This window comes from Streptomyces cyaneus (genome assembly GCF_004028635.1).
In the GTDB taxonomy this organism is placed as follows: Bacteria; Actinomycetota; Actinomycetes; order Streptomycetales; family Streptomycetaceae; genus Streptomyces; species Streptomyces cyaneus.
On record NZ_RQJW01000004.1, the window covers coordinates 358274 to 380698 of the forward strand.

General features: G+C 71.1%; 18 protein-coding genes. 11 read left to right on the forward strand and 7 right to left on the reverse strand.

Annotation, left to right across the window (positions count from 1 at the left end):
* Nucleotides 1–30: 30 nt before the first annotated feature.
* The gene (locus tag EHO50_RS16965) at nt 31–513 is read right to left on the reverse strand and encodes a MarR family winged helix-turn-helix transcriptional regulator (protein ID WP_128430984.1); all 483 of its coding nucleotides are present in this window, start codon (nt 511–513) and stop codon (nt 31–33) included.
* Nucleotides 514–621: 108 nt separating this feature from the next.
* On the opposite strand from EHO50_RS16965, the gene EHO50_RS16970 reads away from it, so the two are divergent.
* A complete protein-coding gene (locus EHO50_RS16970) occupies nt 622–1140 on the forward strand; it encodes a YceI family protein (RefSeq protein WP_128430985.1) in 519 nt (172 codons plus the stop codon).
* Here the strand turns inward: EHO50_RS16970 and EHO50_RS16975 are convergent.
* A complete protein-coding gene (locus tag EHO50_RS16975) occupies nt 1118–2815 on the reverse strand; it encodes a hypothetical protein (protein WP_181449649.1) in 1698 nt (565 codons plus the stop codon). The genes EHO50_RS16970 and EHO50_RS16975 overlap by 23 nt on opposite strands.
* A gap of 134 nt (nt 2816–2949) precedes the next feature.
* Entirely contained in the window at nt 2950–6999 is a 4050-nt protein-coding gene (locus tag EHO50_RS16980; RefSeq protein WP_128430986.1) for a bifunctional nitrate reductase/sulfite reductase flavoprotein subunit alpha, read from the reverse strand.
* Nucleotides 7000–7251: 252 nt separating this feature from the next.
* Here EHO50_RS16980 and EHO50_RS16985 point away from each other — a divergent pair, with 252 nt between their 5' ends.
* The 4 genes from EHO50_RS16985 to EHO50_RS17000 all read left to right on the forward strand — a co-directional run bounded on the left by EHO50_RS16985 (nt 7252) and on the right by EHO50_RS17000 (nt 9901).
* Nucleotides 7252–7641 carry a cell division protein SepF gene (locus tag EHO50_RS16985; RefSeq protein ID WP_181449636.1) on the forward strand — a complete coding sequence of 130 codons (390 nt, stop codon included), beginning with the start codon at nt 7252–7254 and terminating at the stop codon, nt 7639–7641.
* Between the two features lie 87 nt (nt 7642–7728).
* Entirely contained in the window at nt 7729–8931 is a 1203-nt protein-coding gene (locus tag EHO50_RS16990; protein ID WP_128430987.1) for an AAA family ATPase, read from the forward strand.
* The gene (locus tag EHO50_RS16995) at nt 8928–9254 is read left to right on the forward strand and encodes a nucleotide pyrophosphohydrolase (protein WP_128430988.1); all 327 of its coding nucleotides are present in this window, start codon (nt 8928–8930) and stop codon (nt 9252–9254) included. Before EHO50_RS16990 ends, EHO50_RS16995 begins: the two co-directional genes overlap by 4 nt.
* A 176-nt stretch (nt 9255–9430) precedes the next feature.
* Nucleotides 9431–9901 (forward strand): DUF6099 family protein, encoded by a 471-nt coding sequence (locus EHO50_RS17000; RefSeq protein ID WP_128430989.1) that lies wholly within the window; start codon nt 9431–9433, stop codon nt 9899–9901.
* A gap of 689 nt (nt 9902–10590) precedes the next feature.
* On the opposite strand, the gene EHO50_RS44040 is transcribed toward EHO50_RS17000, so the two are convergent.
* Nucleotides 10591–10767 (reverse strand): hypothetical protein, encoded by a 177-nt coding sequence (locus tag EHO50_RS44040; protein WP_164904869.1) that lies wholly within the window; start codon nt 10765–10767, stop codon nt 10591–10593.
* A 240-nt stretch (nt 10768–11007) separates the two neighbouring features.
* Between EHO50_RS44040 and EHO50_RS17015 the strand changes: the two genes are divergently transcribed.
* The 3 genes from EHO50_RS17015 (at nt 11008) to EHO50_RS17025 (ending at nt 16346) form a co-directional block, all read left to right on the forward strand.
* A complete protein-coding gene (locus EHO50_RS17015) occupies nt 11008–11931 on the forward strand; it encodes an LLM class F420-dependent oxidoreductase (RefSeq protein WP_128430992.1) in 924 nt (307 codons plus the stop codon).
* Nucleotides 11932–12297: 366 nt separating this feature from the next.
* Nucleotides 12298–13803: a 3' terminal RNA ribose 2'-O-methyltransferase Hen1 gene (locus EHO50_RS17020; protein WP_128431266.1), complete on the forward strand. Its 1506-nt coding sequence runs from the start codon at nt 12298–12300 to the stop codon at nt 13801–13803.
* On the forward strand, nt 13800–16346 hold the full coding sequence (locus EHO50_RS17025) for a polynucleotide kinase-phosphatase (RefSeq protein ID WP_128430993.1): 2547 nt from the start codon (nt 13800–13802) through the stop codon (nt 16344–16346). The genes EHO50_RS17020 and EHO50_RS17025 overlap by 4 nt, the downstream gene beginning before the upstream one ends.
* A gap of 19 nt (nt 16347–16365) precedes the next feature.
* On the opposite strand, the gene EHO50_RS17030 is transcribed toward EHO50_RS17025, so the two are convergent.
* Nucleotides 16366–17265 (reverse strand): diacylglycerol kinase catalytic domain-containing protein, encoded by a 900-nt coding sequence (locus EHO50_RS17030; RefSeq protein ID WP_128430994.1) that lies wholly within the window; start codon nt 17263–17265, stop codon nt 16366–16368.
* A complete protein-coding gene (locus EHO50_RS17035; protein ID WP_128430995.1) occupies nt 17262–18299 on the reverse strand; it encodes an SPFH domain-containing protein in 1038 nt (345 codons plus the stop codon). The genes EHO50_RS17030 and EHO50_RS17035 overlap by 4 nt, the downstream gene beginning before the upstream one ends.
* Before the next feature lie 121 nt (nt 18300–18420).
* Between EHO50_RS17035 and EHO50_RS17040 the strand changes: the two genes are divergently transcribed.
* Both EHO50_RS17040 and argF read left to right on the forward strand, forming a co-directional pair.
* Entirely contained in the window at nt 18421–19644 is a 1224-nt protein-coding gene (locus EHO50_RS17040; protein WP_128430996.1) for an arginine deiminase, read from the forward strand.
* A 124-nt stretch (nt 19645–19768) separates the two neighbouring features.
* Complete coding sequence (gene argF / locus EHO50_RS17045; RefSeq protein ID WP_128430997.1) at nt 19769–20776, forward strand: ornithine carbamoyltransferase; 1008 nt, start codon at nt 19769–19771, stop codon at nt 20774–20776.
* Between the two features lie 28 nt (nt 20777–20804).
* On the opposite strand, the gene EHO50_RS17050 is transcribed toward argF, so the two are convergent.
* The gene (locus EHO50_RS17050; RefSeq protein ID WP_128430998.1) at nt 20805–21257 is read right to left on the reverse strand and encodes an ATP-binding protein; all 453 of its coding nucleotides are present in this window, start codon (nt 21255–21257) and stop codon (nt 20805–20807) included.
* A 340-nt stretch (nt 21258–21597) separates the two neighbouring features.
* On the opposite strand from EHO50_RS17050, the gene EHO50_RS17055 reads away from it, so the two are divergent.
* Nucleotides 21598–22425: an enoyl-CoA hydratase family protein gene (locus EHO50_RS17055; RefSeq protein ID WP_128430999.1), complete on the forward strand. Its 828-nt coding sequence runs from the start codon at nt 21598–21600 to the stop codon at nt 22423–22425.

Sequence of the window (22425 nt, forward strand, 5' to 3'; positions counted from 1 at the left end):
CGGCGACTACTCCGGCTGCTGCTACGGCGACTACTCCGGCTTCGCCTCCGCCGCGAAGTCGGGCATCAGCGCGCACATCGCCTCGCGCTGGGTGGGGCCCATGAACCGCGCCAGCGCCTCCTTGACCGTCTCGGCGAGGACCGCGGAGGCCTCCTTGATCAGGCCCCGCGCCTTCTCGGTGAGGGCGACCTCGACGCCCCGCTTGTCGCCGCAGACCGACTTGCGGGTGACCAGGCCGGCGTGCTGGAGGCAGGCGATCTGGTAGGTGAGCCGGGTCTTCGGGCGGCCCAGGAGCTCGGCGATCCGCGTCATGCGCAGCGCCTGGCCGGGGTCCGCGGCGAGCAGGCACAGGACCAGGAACTCGTCGTGCGAGACGTCCAGCCGTTCCTTGACGACGCTGCGCAGCTCCTGCTCGACGGCTCCCGTCGCGGCCAGCATCAGCATCCAGGCGTGCAGCTCGACGGGAAGGAGTCCGTCGCCGGAGGCGGAGGGGCATTCGGAGAGGTCGGCCATGATTTCGAGTGTAGCTGTTGTTCAAAATTGGAGTATCGGCTAGCGTGGGGTCATCCAAATTTGGACTACAACCCCCGTTGATACCCCGATGCTCAGGAGTGAAAGATCATGACCGTCGCCGTCGAAACCGGAACGTGGCAGCTCGACCCCGCCGCCTCCACCGTCGCCCTGCGGCACAAGACCTTCTGGGGCCTGGTCACCGTGAAGGGCGCCTTCGCCGCCGTCACCGGCAACGGCGAGGTACGGCCCGACGGCTCCGCCGTCGGCACGATCACCCTGGACGTCGCCTCCTTGGACACCGGCAACGCCAAGCGCGACGAGCATCTGCGCGCCGCCGACTTCTTCGACGCCGCCAACCACCCCGAGATCACCTTCTCGGTCCGCAGCGCCGAACTGCGCGCCGACGACACCGTGCACGTCGTCGGTCAGCTCACCGTCCGCGGCATCAGCCGCCCCAAGTCTTTCACCGCCCGCCTCGTCGGCGCGGACGCCGACGCGCTCACCCTGGACGCCGAGTTCACCGTGGACCGCGACCAGTTCGGCATGGGCTGGAACCAGCTCGGCATGATCCGCGGTCTGACCACGGTCGCCGGCACGCTCCGCTTCACCCGGACCGCGGCAGCCTGACGTCGGCGCTCGACAGCGTCTGCGGTACGGCCGTGAAGGCCCGCAGCCGGATCCGTACGCCCGGCCGCGGCAGGGCGAACCGCCCTGCGGGCGGACGGAGTTCATAACGCGCCGTCGTGTGAGCGGGCAGCGCGGCCGGTCCTCGTACGACCGTCCAGTACTGGTTCATGCCCTGGCCCGTGGTGAGGGTGAAGTGGGGGGTCAGGGCGGCGGCGCCCGTGTTCCTGACTTCAACATCCATACGGGTCAAGGCGGTTGGCGTCGCCCACCGTGCCGACGTCACCCGCATCCCCAGTGGCGGCGACCCGGTCGCCGCCCATACCGCGCTCACCAGGGCCGGGGTGAGCAGCAGCGCGGCCGCCGCGATCCGCGCCGGGCGGCGGGACAGGAGACGCAGGCGCGGCTGCCAGGCGGTGGCGAACTCCGACGCGGGCGCGGTGACCGCCGCCGCCAGCCACAGCGGCGTCATCATCAGGTAGTAGCCGTCCTGCGACCGGGTCGCCAGAAAGAACGCGCACCACGGCAGGACGGTCGCCGCCGGCCCCAGCCGCCGCACGAACAGCACGAAGAGCGCGAGCAGCCCCGCCGCCAGCAGCATGCTCGCGTGGGCGTACCAGTCGAGCCGGTCGCTGCCGTCGGTGAAATACAGCGAGATGCCGACCACGCCCTGCCCGTGGATCACCGCGCCCTGCGTCAACGGCAGCGCGATGCCCCGGATCCAGGTGCCCGGCTCGCTCACGATGAAGTACGTGTTGATCAGCAGCCATACGACCCCGGCGGCCCGGGCGATCCGCGCCACCACCAGAGCCGCCGCCCGCTGACCCAGCTCCCCGCGCCGCACGGCGTAGATCCCGGCCAGCAGGAACGGCGCGACGAACCACGGCAGCTGCTGCGCCGCGCACGCCGCCCCCAGACACGCCGCCCGTGCCAGCCCCCCGGCCCCGAGCCGCCCGCCCCGCCCGATCCGCGGCCACCGCACCACCACCGGCACCAGCAGAGCCAGCGCCACGATCGCCGGATAGCCGAGCCGGCCGTAGGAGGGCAGGAACCCGAAGCCCAGGTATGCCATGGTCGCCGCCGACCGCCACGGCGTGGGCAGCATCCGCCACAGCGCGACGGCGCCGGCGACGAGGGCGGCCGTGCTCAGCGCGGTGGCGGGCATGCCCCCGTGCCCCAGCCACAGCAGCGGTGCCGTCAGCAGCGGGGCCAGGGGCGGATAGCCGTACGTGAAGTCGTAGCCGCCCGTCACCGTCGGGGTGAGCGCGACGCCGTGGCCGAAGAGCCAGGGCCACGGCTGCCCGTAGACCGGGTGCCCGGCGACCAGTTCGCGGGCGGCCTGGGTGGTGAGGATCGCCTCGTCGCTGCCCGCGTGGTTCATCGCCCACGCGCACAGCGTCAGCGTCACGGCGGTCACCAGGACACAGAGGTCGAGGCGGGCCAGCGACCTCGCCCGCCGCACGACCAGCGCCAGCACGCCACAGACCAGGATCGAGGCGTAGCAGACCGAGATGGCCGCGGCCACGACGAGTCGGTGACTGGCAGCCTGGGTCCAGATCGCGCGTGTGCCGATGAAGAGGCTGATGTCCGCGAGGAGCGTCAGGACGCGGTGCCACTGGGCGGGGGGTTCCTGGATTGTGGCGGGCGCCGACCACTGCGTCCGTCGGCCGGGCGTCACCAGCTGCTGATCTGCCAACTGCACGACACCGGACGGTAATCAGGCCTGGTGAGCGGGGCGCCGAGGGAGGTGAAGAGTCCGGTGTGAGGCAGGTGAGAGATCTCCGTGCCTGCCGGGGCCGCCCCCGGCGGCGGTCAGTAGACGTCCCGGACGTACCGCTTCGCCGACGCCAGCTGCTTCACATACGCCGAGGCCTCCGCCTCCGCCAGCCCGCCGTGCGCGACCGCGATGTCCCGCAGCGCCTGGTCCACGTCCTTGGCCATGCGCGAGGCGTCACCGCAGACGTAGAAGTGGGCGCCGTCCTGGAGCCAGCGCCACAGTTCCGGACCGTGTTCGCGCATCCGGTCCTGGACGTACACCTTGTTGCGCTGGTCGCGGGAGAACGCGGTGTCGAGCCGGGCGAGGGTGCCCTCGTCGAGCAGCGCGGTCAGCTCGTCCTCGTAGTAGAAGTCGCTGGCCCGGTGCTGCTCCCCGAAGAACAGCCAGTTGGGCGCCTTGTGCCCGAGCGCGTGCCGCTCCTGCAGGAAGCCGACGAAGGGCGCGACACCCGTGCCGGGGCCGACCATCACCATCGGCGTGGAGGCGTCCGCGGGCGGCCGGAAGTGCGGGGAACGCTGCACGAAGACCGGCACCTCGGTGTCCGGCTCGGCGTCGGCGAGGAACGGCGAGCAGACCCCGCCGCGAGGCCGGCCGTGCAGGTTCTCGTACCGCACGACGGAGACCGTCAGCGAGACGCTGTTCGGGTCGACGAGCGGGCTGGACGATATGGAGTACAGACGCGGCTGGAGTTTCCTGAGCACCCCGGCCCACTCCTCGGCGCCCGCCCGCACGGGGTGCTCGGCGAGGACGTCCACCGCCTGCCGACCCCAACTCCACTGCGCCAGACCGTCCTTGTTGTCGGGCCGCAGCAGCCGGCGCAACTCCCGGTCGTCACGGACGCGCTCGGCGACGAAGCGGAGCAGGTCAGAGGTGATCTTCGTGATGTCCAGGTGCCAGTGCAGGGCCTCCGCGAAGGAGACCTCGCCCACGCCGTCCAGTGGCACGGCGGTCGAGCCGTCGACGCCCGTCACCGCGAGCCACTCCTCCACCAGCGCGGGCGAGTTGACCGGACGCACGCCGAGCGCGTCGCCCGCCTCGTACGTCAGCGAGGTCCCGCTCGTGTCGAAGGTGAAGCGCCGCACCTCCTTGCCCGCGCCGGGCCGGCTGAGCAGCCGGTTGCCGACGAGGCGGGCGGTGGTGGGGGCAGGCCTGGCGGGAGTTGCGGCATTGGTCTTCGGCTTCTCGACCGGTTTCTCGACCGGCCTCGGGAGCGCGGGTGCGTCCGTGCCGCCCAGTGCCGTGAGGACCTGGTCGAGCCACGCCCCGGCGGACGGCTCGTAGTCCGGTTCGCAGTCCGTACGCGGCGCGAGGCGCACCCCGCCCAGTTCGTCCAGCCGTGCGTCGAGCCGCCGCCCGTGCCCGCAGAAGTCGTCGTACGAGGAGTCGCCGAAGGCGAGCACGGCGTACCGAACCCCGTCCAGCCGTGGAGCCCCCGCGTCGGACAGCGTGTCCCAGAAGCCGGCCCCATTGTCGGGCGCGTCACCGTCGCCGAACGTGCTGGTGATGAAGAGGAGGTCGGCCGCGCGGGTGAGAGCGCGGACATCGGCCTCGTCCATGTCGACCACGGTGGCCCGGTGCCCCGCCGCACCCAACCGCTCGGCGGTGGCGGTGGCGAACTCCTCGGCGTTGCCGGTCTGCGAGGCCCACAGCACGACGACCTCACGGCCGTCATGCGTGACCGGTTCCGCCGCCGTCCGTGAGTACATCCCGGCGAGTACGCCGTTGACCCACATCGCGTGCTCGGGGCTGAAAGGCGCGTCCGGAGGCAGGACAGGGATCCCGGGCGCGCCGGTCTGGATTCCGGCGAGGAAGCCGGTCAGATAGAGGCGTTCCTGGGCGGTCAGCACGGGCGGCGGGGTGGGTTCCAGACCGAAGGGATCAGCCGAGCCGGGGGTGACGGCCGTGGGCGTCAGCGCTTCCACCGGCCCCTCCGGCACCGGAGCCGCCACCCTGGTCAAGGACACCGCGCACACCTTGAACTCGGGCTGGAAGGAGATCGGATCGACCGCGTCGCTCGTCACCGCGTTGACGCTCAGATACTCCCCGAACAGGTCGTTCCAGTGGAACGGAGCGAAACAGCCCCCGGGCCGCACCCGATCGGTCACCACCGCCGGCAGCACCGCCCGCCCGCGTCGCGAGGCGACCTCCACCCGATCACCCTCGGCGATCCCCAGCGCACGCGCGTCCTCGGGATGCACCTCCACGAACGGCCCCGGGTTCAGCTTGTTGAGCTTGGCGACCCTTCCGGTCTTGGTCAGCGTGTGCCACTGGTGCTGAACCCGCCCCGTGTTCAGTACGAAGGGGTAGTCGTCGTCCGGCATCTCGGCGGCCGGCATGTGCGGCCGCGCGTGGAAGACACCCCGCCCGCTCGCGGTCGGGAACCGCAGCTCGCCGTCCGCGTCGACGTACCGGATCGGATTGCGCTCCGGCCCGTCCACCTCGGCGGCCGGCCATTGCACGGGCGTGGCGCGCAGCCGCTCGTACGTCACCCCGCGCAGGTCCCAGCCGGTCACCGGGTTCCAGGCCCGCCGTATCTCCTCGAAGACGTCCTCGGCGCTGTCGTACGAGAACCCCTTCTCGTACCCCATCGCACACGCGACGGCCGCGATGATTTGCCAGTCGGCCATCGCCTCCCCGGGCGGGTCGGCCACCGGCCGGGTCAGCGTCAGATTGCGCTCGCTGTTGACGAAGACACCCTCGCCCTCGGTCCACATGGCGCCCGGCAGCACGACATCCGCGTACGCGTTGGTCTCGGTCTCACCGAAGACGTCCTGCGTGACGACGAACTCGGCGGTCTCAAGGCCCTCGATGACGGTACGGCGATTGGCGACCGAGGCGACGGGGTTGGTGCAGATGATCCAGCAGGCCTTGATCTCCCCGTCGGCCATCTTCTGGAACATCTCGACGGTGCCCTTGCCGACCCCGTCGGCGCGCAGCGTCCCCGGCGACACCTCCCACAGCTCCTCGACGAAGGCCCGCTCGGCGTCGACGAGCACCGACCGCTGCCCCGGCAGCCCCGGCCCCATGTACCCCATCTCACGGCCGCCCATCGCGTTCGGCTGCCCGGTGAGAGAGAAGGGCCCGCTGCCCGGCCGGCAGATGGCACCCGTCGCCAGATGCAGGTTGACCAGGGCGTTCGTGTTCCAGGTGCCGTGCGTGGACTGGTTGAGCCCCATCGTCCAGCAGCTCATCCACTCGCCGGCCTCACCGATCAGCCGGGCGGCCGCGCGCAGGTCGCTCTCGTCGATCCCCGTGATCTCCGCGACGGCGGCGGGCGTGTAGTCGGCGAGGAAGGCGGGCATCGCCTCCCAGCCCTCGGTGTGGGCGGCGATGAAGTCGGGGTCGGTGTGGCCGTTCTCGACGAGCAGGTGCAGCAGCCCGTTCAGCAGCGCGAGGTCCGTACCCGGCTTGACCTGCAGAAACAGATCGGCCTTGGCGGCGGTCGCGGTACGTCGCGGATCGACCACGATGAGTTTCGCGCCCGCCTTGACCCGCTCCATCATCCGCAGGAAGAGGATGGGGTGGCAGTCGGCCATGTTCGAGCCGATGACCAGGAAGACGTCCGCCTTCTCGAAGTCCTCGTACGACCCCGGCGGCCCGTCCGCGCCGAGGGACAGCTTGTATCCCATGCCCGCGCTGGCCATGCACAGCCGCGAGTTCGACTCGATCTGGTTCGTCCCCACGAACCCCTTGGCCAGCTTGTTGGACAGGTACTGCGCCTCCAGGCTCATCTGCCCGGACACATAGAAGGCGACCGCGTCCGGCCCGTGCTCGTCGACGATCGCGCGCAGCCGGCGAGCCGTCTCGGCGATCGCGTCGGCCATCGGGGAGGGCACCGGCTCCTCACCCCGGTCGTCCCTGACCAGGGCGGTCGTCAGCCGCCCGGGCGCGGCGAGCATCTCGGCCGTCGTCGCGCCCTTGGTGCACAGCCGGCCCGCGTTCGCCGGGTGCGCCTTGTCACCGGAGGCCTTCAGGACCGTACGCCGCCCGTCGGGCCCCATCCCGACGTCCAGCAGGATTCCGCAGCCGACCCCGCAGTACGTGCAGACCGTCCGGACCTGAGTCGTGGAGGTGGTCTCGGTCACACGCTGCCCTTCTCCGGCGGTCGGGGTGATGCATGAAGCGTACGAATTGCCCGTTACGTCGATGTCACATCCCTTGATCATGAGGAGTTACGTCGGCCACACAGCCGCCGAAGGCCCGATGTGAGGGCGATGTGAGGGGTGCGGGACGGCGCGATGCGGTCGCGCATCGTGTCGCTGTTGGGCCGAACGGGTGACTTGGCGTAAGAATTGGCTGGTGCAGGCATTGAAGGCGAGTCAAGGCGGGGGGAGCCGGTGAACAGCCACGACGTCACCGATGAACAGTGGGAGGGGCTCGCCCAGGTTGTGCCGTTGCGCGGCCGAGACGCCTGGCCGTCCGCGGTGGACCACCGAGTGCCCCCGGAGGCGGTGACGGAGCCGCGTCGCCGGTTCGTCGTCCTACGGGTCAACGTGTTCGCGGACGCCCGCGACGTCGCCGAGACGCTGATGGCGGGGATTCCGGTGCTGCTGGACCTGACCGGGGCGGAGACCGAGGTCGCCAAACGGGTCCTCGACTTCAGCACGGGCGTGGTCTTCGGCCTGGCGAGCGGGATGCACCGGGTGGACCGGAACGTGTTCCTGCTGACGCCGCCGGGGACCGAGGTGAGCGGGTTGATGGAGGGGGCTGGGGCTCCGGGCTCGTGAGGGGGCTGGGCGGGCCGGTCCCTCGATCGTAGGAAGGGTGCCGGGGTGGAACGGTTCGCCTGACGGCAGGGGTCCTACGGTCCGGACATGGCCGTGTCGTCTGTGTCTGGTGCCGCTTCCCCTGTGTCCGGTGTCGCTTCCCTCTCGTCCTCCGTGCTGTCCGTGGGCGAGGCGCATGCCGCCCGGCCCCGCGTCACCGAGCTGCGGCTGTCCGCGTTCGCGGGGCATCGGCGGGCCGCGCTCCCGCTCGGGGCGTTCACGCTCTTCGCCGGGCCGAGCGGGTGCGGCAAGACGACCGCGCTGCGGGCGTACGAGGCGCTGGCCCGGCTCGGTGCGGGTGCCGGGGTGGGAGAGGTGTTCCCCGATCCGGTGGCTTGCGTTCCGGAGCGGGCTCGGCCCGATGCTCAGCGGCGGCGTGGGTTTCGTATCGGTTGTACCGCCGACGGTCCCGAGGGGCCGGTCCGGCTCGATGTCGCGGTACAGGCCGAGCCCGGACTGCGCATCGTGGGGGAGCGGTTGAGCGCGGGGGGTGTCGTTCTGCTGGAGACGGCCCTGCGTGATCCGAGCCGTCCCTGTGTGCAGGCCGCCTGGCACACGGCCGGTCAGTCGCCGGTGACACGGGCGCCGCTGCCCGACGATCGGCTCGGTACCGCTCTGCTGCCGCTGCGGGTGGCCGGCAAGACGGACGGGCAGCGGCGGGTGCTCGCGGCGGCGGAGCAGATGGTCGTCGCGCTGCGGTCGGTGTTCGCCTGTGATCCTCGGCCCGAGCGGATGCGGGGTGCGGTGTCGATCGGTTCCGGGCGGCTGCTCCGGGGCTGCGACAACCTCGCCGATGTGCTGTGGCGGACCCGTGCCGAGTGCGGGCGACGGCATGCGCAGTTCGTGGCGTCGGTGGGGGCGGGGTGTGCCGGGGCGGTGGCGGATGTGGTCGCCGAGGTGCTGGGGGACGGGACGGTGCGGGGGGTGCTCGACCGGGGGGACGGTGTTCGGACGGAGCTCGGGCGGCTGGGCGACGGTGAGCTGCGGTATCTCGCGCTGTCCTTGGTGCTGTTGACCGGGCCCGGGGTGCTGGAGGTCGACCCGGTCGGTGAGGTGCCCGCGGCGATGCAGACGCTGACCGTGCTGGCGGATGGGCTCGATCGGGGGCTGGATTCGGGGCAGCGCGGGGAGTTGGTGCGGCTGGCGGCGCGGATGTGTGAGCGGGGGCATATTCGGCTGGTCGGGGCGGTGAGTGACGTGACGGCGGTGGCGGGAGTGGATGGCGTCACGGTGGTACACCTGGAGCCGTGAACGAACCCCTTGATGTGGCCGGGCTGCAGCGCCGGCTGGCCGAGTTCGCCGCCGTGCGCAACTGGCAGCCGTATCACACGCCGAAGAACCTCGTCGCCGCGCTCAGCGTCGAGGCGTCCGAACTGGTGGAGATCTTCCAGTGGTTGACGCCGGAGGAGTCGTCCCGGGTCATGGACGACTCGGAGGTCGCGGCGCGGGTGACCGATGAGGTCGCGGATGTGCTGGCGTATCTGTTGCAGCTGTGCGAGGTGCTCGGGATCGATCCGTTGGCGGCGTTGGACGCGAAGATCGACCGGAACGAGCGGAGGTTTCCGGCGCCGTAGGAGGAACAGCGTCCGTTTTCACTCTCTGTGTTCATTTGGAGGGCTGTAGCAGAAAAGTTGTCCGCAGATTTCCGTCTTCCTCTGGCTTTTCGTCTCAAGGGCCTTCACTCTGGGTAGTGGACAAGGGAGTTCGGGCGGACGCGTGGGCAGCGCGTCGGGACAGACGGGGACTGCGGATGGACGCGGTGCGGCTGATCGTGACGAGCAGGCGGGCGCTGGCGGGGGGCAGGGGTGCGCCGGAAATCATGACCGAGGTGTGGCAGGCGCAGGCTCTGGCTCAGGCGATAGGGAGTCGGCTCGCGGTGTTCGGGCCACCTGAACTACGGGGTGAGGCGCTGGGGTTGACGGAGCTGGCGGGGCGTGGCTGCGGGGTCCTTCAGGTGCCGGATCTGGCGGACGGGGACTTACGTGCGGCCCAGCTGACGGAGCTGGGCGATGCGCGGCAGTCGCTGATGCATCTGGGCAGCCTGTTGGGGGAGGTGGGGATCGCGCTTGTCGGGATCGCCAGTTCCGCGGATGACGAAGCGACGTACTGGCAGTGCATGGAGGCGATCGACGCGGCGGACGAGTCTCGGGATCGAGTGCTGGAGATGCTGCGAAGACTGGCGGATCGGGATCAGGTGTTGCCGGAGAGGGAGGCGGGGTAGCGGGGGCCTCCGGCGGTTGAGCGGGGATGCCTGCGGCGGCCTGTGCCGGTTCGGTGGGGGTGCGCGTAGCGCCCAGGGTTCGGTGGGTGGGTCGGGGCCGCGCCGGGGGGTGTCCGTCCTCGGACCGGCGGTCCCCTTATTCCGAGAGGTCCCGCGTGTTGACGCCGGCCACTGCGGGCGGACACCCCCCGGCACGTCCCCTTGCCGCCGTGGGCGACTGCGGCGCCGCGGGGGTGCGCGCCATACCCCCCACACGGCGCGCCACCGATTCCGCCCCGCCACACCTAGCCGGGCAGCCGGCTGGGCGGCGCGCGTAGCCCCGTCGGTCCCAGCCGGAGCAGTGACCCGGCCGCGGCGTGCAGCCTCGTCCGCCTCAGCCGGGGCAGTGACCCCGGCGATGGCGCTACGTCCGTCCCGGGCGGGGCAGTGGCTCGGTGGCGGCGCGTGACCCGTTCGCCCCAGCCGCGGCGCGTAGCCCCGCCCGTCCAGCCGTGGCAGTCGCAACCCGCTCTGCCGGAGCCGCGGGCAGTCGTGCCGCTGGAGCGGTGCGGGTGGGCGCGGGCGCACGCCGTTGGCGCCGGGTTGCGCGGCCCACCCCCCCGCCCAGCCACAACGCCGGGCAACCCGTGAAGCGAACGGCACCCGGGATTTGGCCCAGCCGACGCGGTGAGCCGTAAGCAGGCGGACCGTCAGCCGGTCTCCCCGTCCTGCAGTTGGCCGCGGCCGGGCCCCCCGGTCGACTGCAGGTCCGCGTCGAGGGCCGAGAGGTCCGCGTTCAGGGCTGCCATCAGCTCCTCCATCTGCTGCAGCAGTCCCTTCGGCTGGCCGGTGCCGCCGCCCTGCTCTGGCGGGAAGTTCTCGGACATGACGGCCTCCTCGGCCTCCGGCCCCGATGGAAGTGGGCCGACACGGTGACGCTCCGGCGGTCGACGGCCGGCGCGGGGGCCAGGCGGTCCGGCTCCGACCGAGCCAACGATCACCGTCGGGGGCGGTCACTGGCCCGGGCTAGGGGCGGCAACAGCGCAGCCGGAATTCACCCGACCGTGGCTGCGGAGGCCAGGGGGACCGGTTCGGTCGGCCGGTGTCGCGGAGTGCAGGATGGAGGTATGGATCTTCGCATCTTCACCGAGCCCCAGCAGGGCGCCACCTACGACACCCTCCTCACCGTGGCGAAGGCCACCGAGGACCTCGGCTTCGACGCGTTCTTCCGGTCGGACCACTATCTGAAGATGGGTTCCGGGGACGGCCTTCCCGGCCCCACCGACGCCTGGATCACGCTCGCCGGCCTCGCGCGGGAGACCAAGCGGATTCGCCTCGGGACCCTGATGACCGCCGGCACCTTCCGGCTGCCCGGCGTGCTCGCCATCCAGGTCGCCCAGGTCGACCAGATGTCCGGCGGCCGGGTCGAACTCGGCCTGGGGGCGGGGTGGTTCGAGGAGGAGCACCAGGCGTACGGCATCCCGTTCCCGAAGGAGAAGTTCGGGCGGCTGGAGGAGCAGCTCGCCATCGTCACGGGGCTGTGGGCGACCGAGGTCGGGGAGACCTTCGACTTCCACGGGAAGTACTACGACCTCAGCGAGTCGCCTGCGCTGCCCAAGCCCGCCCAGGGCAAGGTTCCGGTGCTGATCGGCGGGCACGGTGCCACCCGTACTCCGCGGCTGGCCGCCAGGTACGCCGACGAGTTCAACATGCCGTTCGCCTCGATCGAGGACAGCGAGCGACAGTTCGGGCGCGTACGGGCCGCCGCCGAGGAGGCCGGCCGCAAGGGGGACGAGCTCGTCTACTCCAACGCCCTTGTCGTGTGCGTCGGCAAGGACGACCAGGAGGTCGCCCGTCGCGCCGCCGCGATCGGACGTGAGGTGGACGAGCTGAAGCTCAACGGGCTCGCCGGCTCCCCGGACGAGGTCGTCGAGAAGCTCGGCCGATACCAGGAGATCGGGTCGCGGCGGATCTACCTTCAGGTCCTCGACCTGGCCGACCTGGACCACCTCGAGCTCATCTCCTCCCAGGTCCAGTCGCAGCTGTCGTAGGTCGTGCGGGAACCGGGGGGGGGCTTCGGCTGTGGCGTCGGCGCCGCATGTCGTCCGGCCGGGAGACCGCGTGACCGTCGCGGTCGAGGAAGTCGACATCGAGGTCGGATTCGTCATTGGGTCCATCTGGTAAGTCCTCGGTAATTCCGCGGCGCACCGCGGCACCGTGAAAGGGGGGGGCGGGCGTCGCAGCCGGTGGAATTCTCGATTCCCTTTGGGTTTTTCCGCTCCACGGGCAGCCATCTCCGTCGACTCGCTGCACAGCTCGGGCGGAGGCGCTGTGCAGTGGAAAATGCCTGCGTACGGCCGGGTGGTGGGCTGTACGTTGTGGTGTCCGCAGTTCAGACCACATTCGAGGCAACCACCGTGTTCCTGACGATCAGTACCACCGGCACGCCGGAACGCCCGGCCACCGATCTCGGCTTCCTGCTGCACAAGCACCCCGAGAAATCGCAGGCGTTCTCCACCTCCTACGGCAAGGCGCACGTCCTTTACCCAGAGGCGGACGCCGAGCGTTGCACGGCGGCGCTGCTACTGGAGGTCGATGCGGTGGCACTGGTCCGGCGCGGTAAGGGCAAGGGACGGGGCGGTGCGCCCGACGCGGCGTTGGCGCAGTACGTCAACGACCGCCCGTACGCGGCCTCGTCCCTGCTGGCCGTAGCGCTGAGTGCGGTGTTCTCCAGTGCGATGCGGGGCGTGTGCAACGCGCGGCCCGAGCGCGTCGCACAGCCGCTGCCCCTGCGGATCGAGGTGCCCGCGCTGCCGGCCCGAGGCGGCCCGGAGCTCGTACGACGGCTCTTCGAGCCGCTCGGCTGGGCGGTCACCGCCGAGCCCGTGCCGCTGGACGTGGAGTTCCTCCAGTGGGGCGACTCGCGCTATGTGCGGCTCGTACTGGAGTCGGAGGCGTTGACCCTCGCCGAGGCCCTGCGTCACCTGTACGTCCTGCTCCCCGTCCTCGACGACGCCAAGCACTACTGGGTCGCCTCCGACGAGGTCGACAAGCTGCTGCGGGCCGGTGAGGGCTGGCTGCCGGACCACCCGGAGCAGAAGGTGATCACCAGCCGGTATCTGTCGCGGCGCTGGTCGCTGACCCGGGAGGCGATGGAGCGGCTGGAGCTGGTGCGGCTCGCCGAGGCCGACGACAGCGAGGTCGAGGACATCGACAACGCCGTCGAGGCCGAGAGCGAGACGGAGGAGAAGCCGACGCCGCTTGCCGTGCAGCGCCGGGACGCGATCCTCGCCGCGCTCAGGGCGTCCGGTGCCGCCCGCGTGCTCGATCTCGGGTGCGGGCAGGGGCAGTTGGTGCAGGCGCTGCTCAAGGACCCGGCGTTCACCGAGATCGTGGGCGTGGATGTGTCGATGCGGGCGCTCACCATCGCCGGGCGGCGGCTGAAGCTGGACCGGATGGGGGAGCGGCAGGCCTCGCGCGTGAAGCTGTTCCAGAGCTCCCTCGCCTACACCGACAAGCGGCTCGGGGGCTACGACGCCGCAGTGCTCAGCGAGGTCATCGAGCACCTCGACCTGCCACGGCTGCCCGCCCTGGAGTACGCCGTGTTCGGTTCGGCCCGGCCGCGGACCGTCCTCGTGACCACCCCGAACGTCGAGTACAACGTCCGCTGGGAGAGCCTGCCGGCCGGCCACGTCCGGCACGGCGACCACCGCTTCGAGTGGACCCGCGAGGAGTTCCGGGCGTGGGCGCGGACGGTGGCCGAACGGCACGGGTACGGCGTGGAGTTCGTGCCCGTGGGGCCGGACGACCCGGAGGTCGGGCCGCCCACCCAGATGGCCATTTTTGAGATGAGCACAGCCGACCTGGGCACAGCCGACATGAACAGCACCACGAAGGACGAGAAGGAGGCGAAGGCCGCATGACCGAGAACCAGACACCGCAGGGACGCGTCCTGCCCGTCACCGACCTCTCCCTCGTTGTGCTCATCGGCGCCTCTGGCTCCGGGAAGTCCACCTTCGCCCGCCGGAACTTCAAGCCCACCGAGGTCATCTCCTCCGACTTCTGCCGCGGCCTGGTCTCCGACGACGAGAACGACCAGAGCGCGACCCGGGACGCCTTCGACGTCCTGCACTACATCGCGGGCAAGCGCCTGGCCGCCGGCCGCCGTACCGTCGTCGACGCCACCAGCGTGCAGCAGGACTCCCGGCGGCAGCTGGTCGAGCTGGCCAGGCAGTACGACGTGCTGCCGATAGCCATCGTGCTCGACGTGCCCGAGGAGGTGTGCGCCGAGCGCAACGCGGCCCGCACCGACCGCGCCGACATGCCGCGCCGCGTCATCCAGCGGCACACCCGCGAACTCCGTCGGTCCCTGCGGCACTTGGAACGCGAGGGCTTCCGCAAGGTGCACGTCCTGCGGGGGGTGGAGGACGTCGAGAACGCCACCGTCGTCACCGAGAAGCGCTTCAACGACCTCACCCACCTCACCGGCCCCTTCGACATCATCGGCGACATCCACGGCTGCGCCTCCGAGTTGGAGTCGCTGCTCGGCAAGCTGGGCTACGTCGACGGCGCGCACCCGGACGGCCGTACCGCCGTCTTCGTCGGCGACCTCGTCGACCGCGGCCCCGACAGCCCGGGCGTGCTGCGGCGCGTGATGTCGATGGTGAAGTCGGGCAACGCGCTGTGTGTGCCGGGCAACCACGAGAACAAGTACGGCCGTCACCTCAAGGGCCGCAAGGTCCAGCACACGCACGGACTCGCCGAGACCATCGAGCAGATGGAGGGCGAGAGCGACGAGTTCCGGGCCGAGGTACGGGAGTTCATCGACGGACTGGTCAGCCACTACGTCCTCGACGGCGGCCGGCTGGTCGTCTGCCACGCCGGTCTGCCGGAGAAGTACCACGGCCGTACGTCGGGACGGGTGCGTTCGCACGCGCTGTACGGCGACACCACCGGGGAGACCGACGAGTTCGGGCTGCCGGTGCGCTACCCGTGGGCCGAGGACTACCGAGGCCGGGCGGCTGTGGTGTACGGCCACACTCCGGTCCCGGAGGCCACATGGCTGAACAACACCATCTGCCTCGACACCGGCGCCGTCTTCGGCGGCAAGCTGACCGCGCTGCGCTGGCCGGAGCGGGAACTGGTCGACGTACCGGCCGAGCAGGTCTGGTACGAGCCGACCAAGCCGCTGCGGACGGAGGCACCCGGCGGGCACGACGGGCGACCGCTGGACCTGGCGGACGTGCACGGGCGCAGGGTCGTGGAGACGCGGCACGCCGGCCGGGTGTCCGTCCGTGAGGAGAACGCGGCGGCGGCCCTGGAGGTCATGAGCCGCTTCGCGGTCGACCCGCGCCTGCTGCCGTACCTGCCACCGACGATGGCACCGACGGCGACGTCGCACATCGAGGGCTACCTCGAGCACCCGGCCGAGGCCTTCGCGCAGTACAAGGAGGACGGGGTCGAGCGGGTCGTGTGCGAGGAGAAGCACATGGGTTCGCGCGCGGTGGCTCTGGTGTGCCGGGACGCGGAGGCTGCGCGCAAGCGATTCGGGGTCGACGGCCCTACGGGGTCGCTGTACACCCGTACCGGTCGCCCCTTCTTCGACGACGAGTCGGTGACGGAGACGATCCTGGAGCGGTTGCGGACGGCGATCGGAGAGGCCGGCCTCTGGGACGAGCTGGCGACCGACTGGCTGCTGCTCGACGCCGAGCTGATGCCGTGGTCGCTGAAGGCGCAGGGCCTGCTGCGCTCGCAGTACGCGGCGGTCGGCGCCGCCTCCGGGGCGGTGTTCCCGGGTGCGCTGGCCGCCCTGGAGGGTGCTGCGGCGCGCGGCGTCGACGTGTCCGGCCTGCTGGCGCGCCAGCGCGAACGGGCCTCGGACGCCTCGGCGTTCACGGAGGCGTACCGCCGCTACTGCTGGCCGACGGACGGCCTGGACGGCGTACGCCTGGCCCTCTTCCAGCTCCTGGCCGTCCAGGGCCGCAGCCTCGCCGGGCTCCCGCACGACGAGCAGCTCGCGCTCCTCGACCGGCTGGTGGAGCACGACAGCACGGGTCTGCTCCAGACGACCCGTCGCCTGTACGTCGACACCGGCGACCCGGAGTCGGTGCGGGCCGGCGTCGACTGGTGGCTGGAGATGACGGGCCGCGGCGGCGAGGGCATGGTCGTCAAGCCGCTGGGTGCGGTCGTACGCAGCGAGCAGGGGCGGCTGGTACAGCCCGGCATCAAGTGCCGGGGCCGTGAGTACCTGCGGATCATCTACGGTCCGGAGTACACGCGCCCGGACAACCTGGCCCGGCTGCGGCAGCGGTTCCTCAACCACAAGCGGTCCCTCGCCATCCGCGAGTACGCGCTGGGGCTGGAGGCCCTGGACCGGCTGGCGGAGGGCGAGCCGCTGTGGCGGGTGCACGAGGCGGTGTTCGGGGTGCTGGCGCTGGAGTCGGAGCCGGTGGACCCCCGGCTGTGAGGTCAGCGGCTGTTACCCGTCAGTCGACGAGTCGCAGCCGCTCCCGGCACACGCCCACGCGGAGGGTCTGACCCCAGGTCAGCTCGACCGCGTCCGTCTCCATTCCGTCCCCGAAGGCGACGAGCCGCTCGGACTCGACGGTGAGGTGGAGACGGGTCGCGGCGGCGAGTTCCCCGGCCACCAGTGACGTACCGGTGGCCGGGGAGGGCCAGGCCTCCCGTACGAACCACAGCAGGCGTTCCTCCGTGGGGGCGGGCAGCCGCAACTGCCCGCCCCTCTCCTGCCACACCGACCGGATCCATCCGGTCGCCCCCGTCCCGGTGCCGATCAGCACCCCGGACGAAGCCTGGGCCTCGACGACACCCCCGTCGTCCTCCAGGCCCAGGCGGTATCGGGCCGTCTGGTGTCCGACGGCGCCCAGGTAGATCTCGTTCAGGGCCACGAGCCGCTGTGTGTCGTCGGCGACGGCCTCGACCATGGTGAGTTCTTCGCAGTGGCCCCTTCCGGATTGCGTGGCGGTGAGCAACGGGCCTGCGTCCTCGGGGCGATGGCGCACCAGGATTCCGGGGTTGCGACCAGGATCGGTGTCGATGCCCAACACCGGCTGCCCGGCGAGGTACTTGGCGACGTTGGCCACCAGGCCGTCCTGTCCGACCACGACCACGACGTCCTCGGGGGCGAACAGGAAGCGGTCCAAGTCGGCCCGCTCGACCCGGGTCTGACGCCAGGTCAGGGGGATCGCCGAGGCGACCTCCGCCAGCGCCTGTCGCGTCCGGCGATGGCGTTCGGCGACTTCCTCGATGTCGCGGCCCCGGGAGGCGAGGAAGAAGGCGGCCTGGCCGTGCGTACCGTGCCGGGCCACCAACTCCTCGTACTCCGTGGTGCGATGGACGAGGACGACGCGGGGCGCGAGGCTCACGCCCGCTCCTGCGTCCCGAGCCTGGCCAGCAGGCCCGTCAGCACGTCCGGCGACACCGTCACGCTGTCGATCCGCGGCAGGTTCTCCGCCAGCCGTGTCCCGGTGAGCGCGTGCAGCGTGGCCACGTCCACCTCCGCGTGCACCCGCAGCCAGGCCGCCTGCGCCTGCGCCCGCGCCTCACCGACCTCGCGCGCGCCCTCGGCCTCGGCCCGGGCCAGCCGTACGGACCGGGTGGCCTCCGCCTCGGCGAGCCGTACGGTCCGTGCCGCCTCGGCCTCGGCCCTGACCGCGTCCGCGGCGGCGTGCTCCTCGGCCTCCCGCCGCGCGTTCGTGCCCCGCTGGTCGACCAACTGCTCCTCGCGGCGGGCGAGTTCGATCTGGCTGGCCAGTTCGTTCTCGGCGATCGCGCGCTCCCGCTCGACGGCCACCGCCCGCCGCTCGTACGTCGCCCGGTCCGCCTCCTGCTGGATCTGCTCACGGGCAGGGGTGCGCAGCGCCCGCTCCACCTCGGGTTCCGGACGCAGCGCCATGACGCGTACGGCGACCACCTCGATGCCGGTCGCCGGGAGGCGGGGCTCCCCGGCCAGGCCCGCCGCGATCCGCTCCCGTACCGCGGTCACGCCGTCGACCAGCGCCGCCGACAGGGGAGTGCGGGCGAGGACGTCCAGCGCGTGCTGCTGGGCCGTCTCCGTCAGGAGCGTCCCGAGCTGCTCCAGCGGTGTGCCGCGCCAGGCGCCCGTGTCCGGGTCGACGGAGAAGTCCAGGCGGGTCGCGGCCACCGCGGGGTCGCTGATCCGGTAGGTGACCGTCGCCTGTACGGCCACGTCCTGGAAGTCGGACGTACGGGCATGGAAGGTCATCGCCAACTCCCGGTCGTCGACCGGCACTTCGGAGAGCGCGGCGGTCAGGGAGCGGAACCAGAAGCTCAGTCCCGGGCCGTCGTGCACAAGCCGGCCGGAGCGGTGGTGGCGGATGTGCGCCGTCGGAGCGCCCCGCAGATGGCGCCACCCCAGGCGCCGGGTGATGTCGGCCATGAGATCCCCTCGCTTTTCGTCATGCAGACGATAATCGCGAGAGTCGCTTGTCGTCAAGGGGACGAAAAAGGAAACGGTCGAGCAGGGGGTGAACCCGGTCGTCGATGGTCAGGATGGAGTCATGGGATTCCATGTCGACTCCGAGGCCGGGCGGCTGCGCCGCGTCATCCTGCACCGGCCGGATCTCGAGCTCAAAAGGCTCACCCCCAGCAACAAGGACGCGCTGCTCTTCGACGACGTGCTGTGGGTGCGCCGGGCGCGCGCCGAGCACGACGGGTTCGCCGACGTCCTGCGCGACCGCGGGGTCACCGTCCACCTCTTCGGCGATCTGCTCACCGAGGCCCTGGAGATCCCGGCGGCCAGGAGGCTCGTCCTGGACCGGGTCTTCGACGAGAAGGAGTACGGGGTGCTGGCCACGGACCACCTCCGTGCCGCCTTCGAAAGCCTGCCCTCCGCCGAGCTGGCCGAGGCCCTCGTCGGCGGCATGACCAAGAGGGAGTTCCTGGAGGCGCACCCCGAGCCGACCTCCGTGCGCTTCCACGTCATGGAGCTCGACGACTTCCTCCTCGCCCCCCTCCCCAACCACCTCTTCACCCGCGACACCTCCGCCTGGATCTACGACGGCGTCTCCGTCAACGCCATGCGCTGGCCGGCCCGGCAGCGCGAGACGGTCCACTTCGAGGCGATCTACCGGCATCACCCCCTCTTCCGTGACGAAACGTTCCACGTCTGGTCCGAGGGGCAGGCCGACTACCCCTCCACCATCGAGGGCGGGGACGTCCTGGTGATCGGCAGCGGCGCGGTCCTCATCGGGATGAGCGAGCGGACCACCCCCCAGGCCGTCGAGATGCTCGCGCACAAGCTGTTCGCCGCCGGGTCGGCCCAGACGATCGTGGCCCTCGACATGCCCAAGCGGCGCGCCCTCATGCACCTCGACACCGTGATGACGATGGTCGACGGCGATGTCTTCACCCAGTACGCCGGGCTCGGCATGCTCCGCTCGTACACCATCGAGCCGGGCGTCGGCGACAAGGAGTTGAAGGTCACCGACCATCCGCCGGAGCACATGCACCGCGCGATCGCCGCCGCCCTGGGCCTCAGCGAGATCCGCGTCCTGACCGCGACCCAGGACGTCCACGCGGCCGAGCGCGAGCAGTGGGACGACGGCTGCAATGTGCTGGCCGTCGAGCCGGGGGTCGTGGTCGCCTACGAGCGGAACTCCACCACCAACACGCATCTGCGCAAGCAGGGCATCGAGGTGATCGAGATCCCGGGCAGCGAACTGGGGCGGGGGAGGGGCGGGCCGCGCTGTATGAGCTGTCCGGTCGAGCGGGAGGCCGTGTGAATACCTATGGGGTCGCACGTGTGGCCGCGTGAAGCTCAGCCGGCTCGAACGTGCGGCCGTATAGAAATGCTGAAGGTCGTATAGACTTCCAGGGTCCTTGTACTCGTACCTCTGGAGCGCCCCCATGGCGACTGTCCCGACCGCCCTCGCCGGCCGCCACTTCCTCAAGGAGCTCGACTTCACCGAGCAGGAGTTCCGCGGGCTGATCGAGCTGGCCGCCGAGCTGAAGGCCGCCAAGAAGGCCGGGACCGAGACGCAGTACCTGCGCGGCAAGAACATCGCGCTGATCTTCGCGAAGACCTCGACTCGTACGCGCTGCGCGTTCGAGGTCGCGGCCGCCGACCAGGGTGCCTCGACGACGTACCTCGACCCGTCCGGCTCGCAGATCGGCCACAAGGAGTCCGTGAAGGACACCGCGCGCGTGCTGGGGCGGATGTACGACGGGATCGAGTACCGCGGGGGCAGCCAGGCGAAGGTGGAGGAGCTGGCCGCGTACGCCGGCGTGCCCGTCTACAACGGCCTGACCGACGACTGGCACCCCACCCAGATGCTCGCCGACGTGCTGACGATGACGGAGCACAGCAGCAAGCCCCTCAACGAGATCACCTTCGCCTACCTGGGCGACGCCCGCTTCAACATGGGCAACTCCTACCTCGTCACCGGCGCCCTGCTCGGCATGGACGTCCGCATCGTCGCGCCCAAGGAGTACTGGCCCGGTGACGAGGTCGTGGCCCGGGCCCGCAAGCTGGCGGAGGGCAGTGGTGCCACCATCACGCTCACCGAGGACGTCACCGAGGGTGTCCGCGGCGCCGACTTCGTCGCCACCGACGTCTGGGTCTCCATGGGTGAGCCCAAGGAGGTCTGGGACGAGCGGATCGCCGCGCTCGGCTCCTACGCCGTGACCATGGACGTCCTGCGCGCCACCGGGAACCCGGACGTCAAGTTCCTGCACTGTCTGCCGGCCTTCCACGACCTCGGCACGAAGGTCGGCCAGGAGATCTTCGAGAGCCACGGCCTGGACTCTCTCGAGGTGACCGACGAGGTCTTCGAGTCGGCGCACTCGGTGGTCTTCGACGAGGCGGAGAACCGGATGCACACGATCAAGGCGGTTCTGGTGGCGACGCTGGGTTGAGTGAGGGATCGCGCCGTAGAGGCCCGGGTTACGTCGGGCGGCGTTGAGCGGGTACGACCGGCAGTCTGAACCACACCGCCTTGCCGGAATCGGTGGGGCGGTGGCCGCAGGACGAGCTCAGGGTGCGGATCAGCAGCAGGCCGCGGCCGTGCTCCTGCCAGGGGTCGGGCTCCCCGTCGGCGGGCCGGGTCAGATTGCCCGGCGGTGCCGGGTCCGGGTCGTGCACCTCGACCTGGCAGCCGGACGGCAGCAGCTCCAGCACCAGCTCTATCGGGCCGTTCCCCGCGGTGTGCTCCACCGCGTTCGCGACCAGCTCCGCCGTGAGCAGCTCCGCGGTGTCGCTGTCGGCGGAATGCTCCAGCTCGGCCAGCGCCGTACGGACCAGTGCGCGGGCGACGGGCACGGCCGCGACCGTGTGCGGCAGTGCGATACGCCAGGAGGCGGAGGCTGCGGGGCGATCTTGCAAGGCGGGTCCGTTCATGAGCAGGCTGTCCTGCTTTCAACCTTATGAATGGTACGGCGCCACCCGGCAGACGCATCCGAAGGGCACCGTTCGGGACCTTCGGCCCCGACTGCTGGGCGGCTTACCCGGGTGAACGGTCGGCCTCGCACGGCTGATCCCGCCGTTACGGGGGTGTCGCCGAGCCGTGACGGATGTGACGGGGCCAGGTCACATCCAGCGCGGGCCGTGGCCGCACCCGAATGGCTTATTGCGCGACCGTGACGACAGTCAAAGTTGAGTGATAGCTTCGAAGGGTAGAGCTCCAGGGGTAGAGCTCAGTGAGGCAGTGCCCGCCGTCCGCCCGAGGAGGCCGCACGTCATGAGTCCCTTCACCGGCTCCGCCGCCCGCACCTCCGACTGGAAGCATCTGCGGGTCGAGCATGCCGACGGGGTCGCCACCGTCACCCTCGCCCGCCCCGAGAAACTCAACGCGCTCACCTTCGGCGCCTACGCCGACCTGCGAGATCTGCTCGCCGAGCTGTCCCGGGAGCGGGCGGTACGGGCCCTGGTGCTGGCCGGCGAGGGCCGCGGCTTCTGCTCCGGCGGCGACGTCGACGAGATCATCGGCGCGACCCTGTCCATGGACACCGCCCAGCTCCTCGACTTCAACCGGATGACCGGGCAGGTCGTACGGGCCGTACGGGAGTGCCCGTTCCCGGTGATCGCGGCGGTGCACGGGGTGGCCGCCGGGGCCGGAGCGGTACTGGCACTCGCGGCCGACTTCCGGGTCGCCGACCCCACCGCCCGCTTCGCCTTCCTCTTCACCCGGGTCGGCCTGTCCGGCGGCGACATGGGCGCGGCGTATCTCCTGCCGAGGGTGGTGGGTCTCGGTCACGCGACCCGGCTGCTGATGCTGGGCGAACCGGTCCGCGCCCCGGAGGCCGAGCGTATCGGCCTGATCAGCGAACTGACGGAAGAGGGCCAGGCGGATGAAACCGCCCAAGCCCTCGCCCGCCGCTTGGCCGACGGCCCGGCACTGGCGTACGCCCAGACGAAGGCCCTGCTGACGGCCGAGCTGGACATGCCGCTCGCGGCGGCGGTGGAGATGGACGCGGCCACGCAGGCCCTCTTGATGAACGGCGAGGACTACGCAGAGTTCCACGCGGCCTTCACAGAGAAGCGTCCACCGAAGTGGCAGGGGAGGTAG

What these genes read in the sequence shown, in the direction of transcription:
- EHO50_RS16990 (WP_128430987.1), top strand. Translation starts at nt 7,729, where the DNA reads ATGGCCGTGTCGTCTGTGTCTGGTGCCGCTTCCCCTGTGTCCGGTGTC.
- EHO50_RS17055 (WP_128430999.1), top strand. Translation starts at nt 21,598, where the DNA reads ATGAGTCCCTTCACCGGCTCCGCCGCCCGCACCTCCGACTGGAAGCAT.
- argF (WP_128430997.1), top strand. Translation starts at nt 19,769, where the DNA reads ATGGCGACTGTCCCGACCGCCCTCGCCGGCCGCCACTTCCTCAAGGAG.
- EHO50_RS44040 (WP_164904869.1), bottom strand. Translation starts at nt 10,767, where the DNA reads ATGTCCGAGAACTTCCCGCCAGAGCAGGGCGGCGGCACCGGCCAGCCG.
- EHO50_RS17040 (WP_128430996.1), top strand. Translation starts at nt 18,421, where the DNA reads ATGGGATTCCATGTCGACTCCGAGGCCGGGCGGCTGCGCCGCGTCATC.
- EHO50_RS16965 (WP_128430984.1), bottom strand. Translation starts at nt 513, where the DNA reads ATGGCCGACCTCTCCGAATGCCCCTCCGCCTCCGGCGACGGACTCCTT.
- EHO50_RS17000 (WP_128430989.1), top strand. Translation starts at nt 9,431, where the DNA reads ATGGACGCGGTGCGGCTGATCGTGACGAGCAGGCGGGCGCTGGCGGGG.
- EHO50_RS16970 (WP_128430985.1), top strand. Translation starts at nt 622, where the DNA reads ATGACCGTCGCCGTCGAAACCGGAACGTGGCAGCTCGACCCCGCCGCC.
- EHO50_RS17025 (WP_128430993.1), top strand. Translation starts at nt 13,800, where the DNA reads ATGACCGAGAACCAGACACCGCAGGGACGCGTCCTGCCCGTCACCGAC.
- EHO50_RS17035 (WP_128430995.1), bottom strand. Translation starts at nt 18,299, where the DNA reads ATGGCCGACATCACCCGGCGCCTGGGGTGGCGCCATCTGCGGGGCGCT.
- EHO50_RS17050 (WP_128430998.1), bottom strand. Translation starts at nt 21,257, where the DNA reads ATGAACGGACCCGCCTTGCAAGATCGCCCCGCAGCCTCCGCCTCCTGG.
- EHO50_RS17015 (WP_128430992.1), top strand. Translation starts at nt 11,008, where the DNA reads ATGGATCTTCGCATCTTCACCGAGCCCCAGCAGGGCGCCACCTACGAC.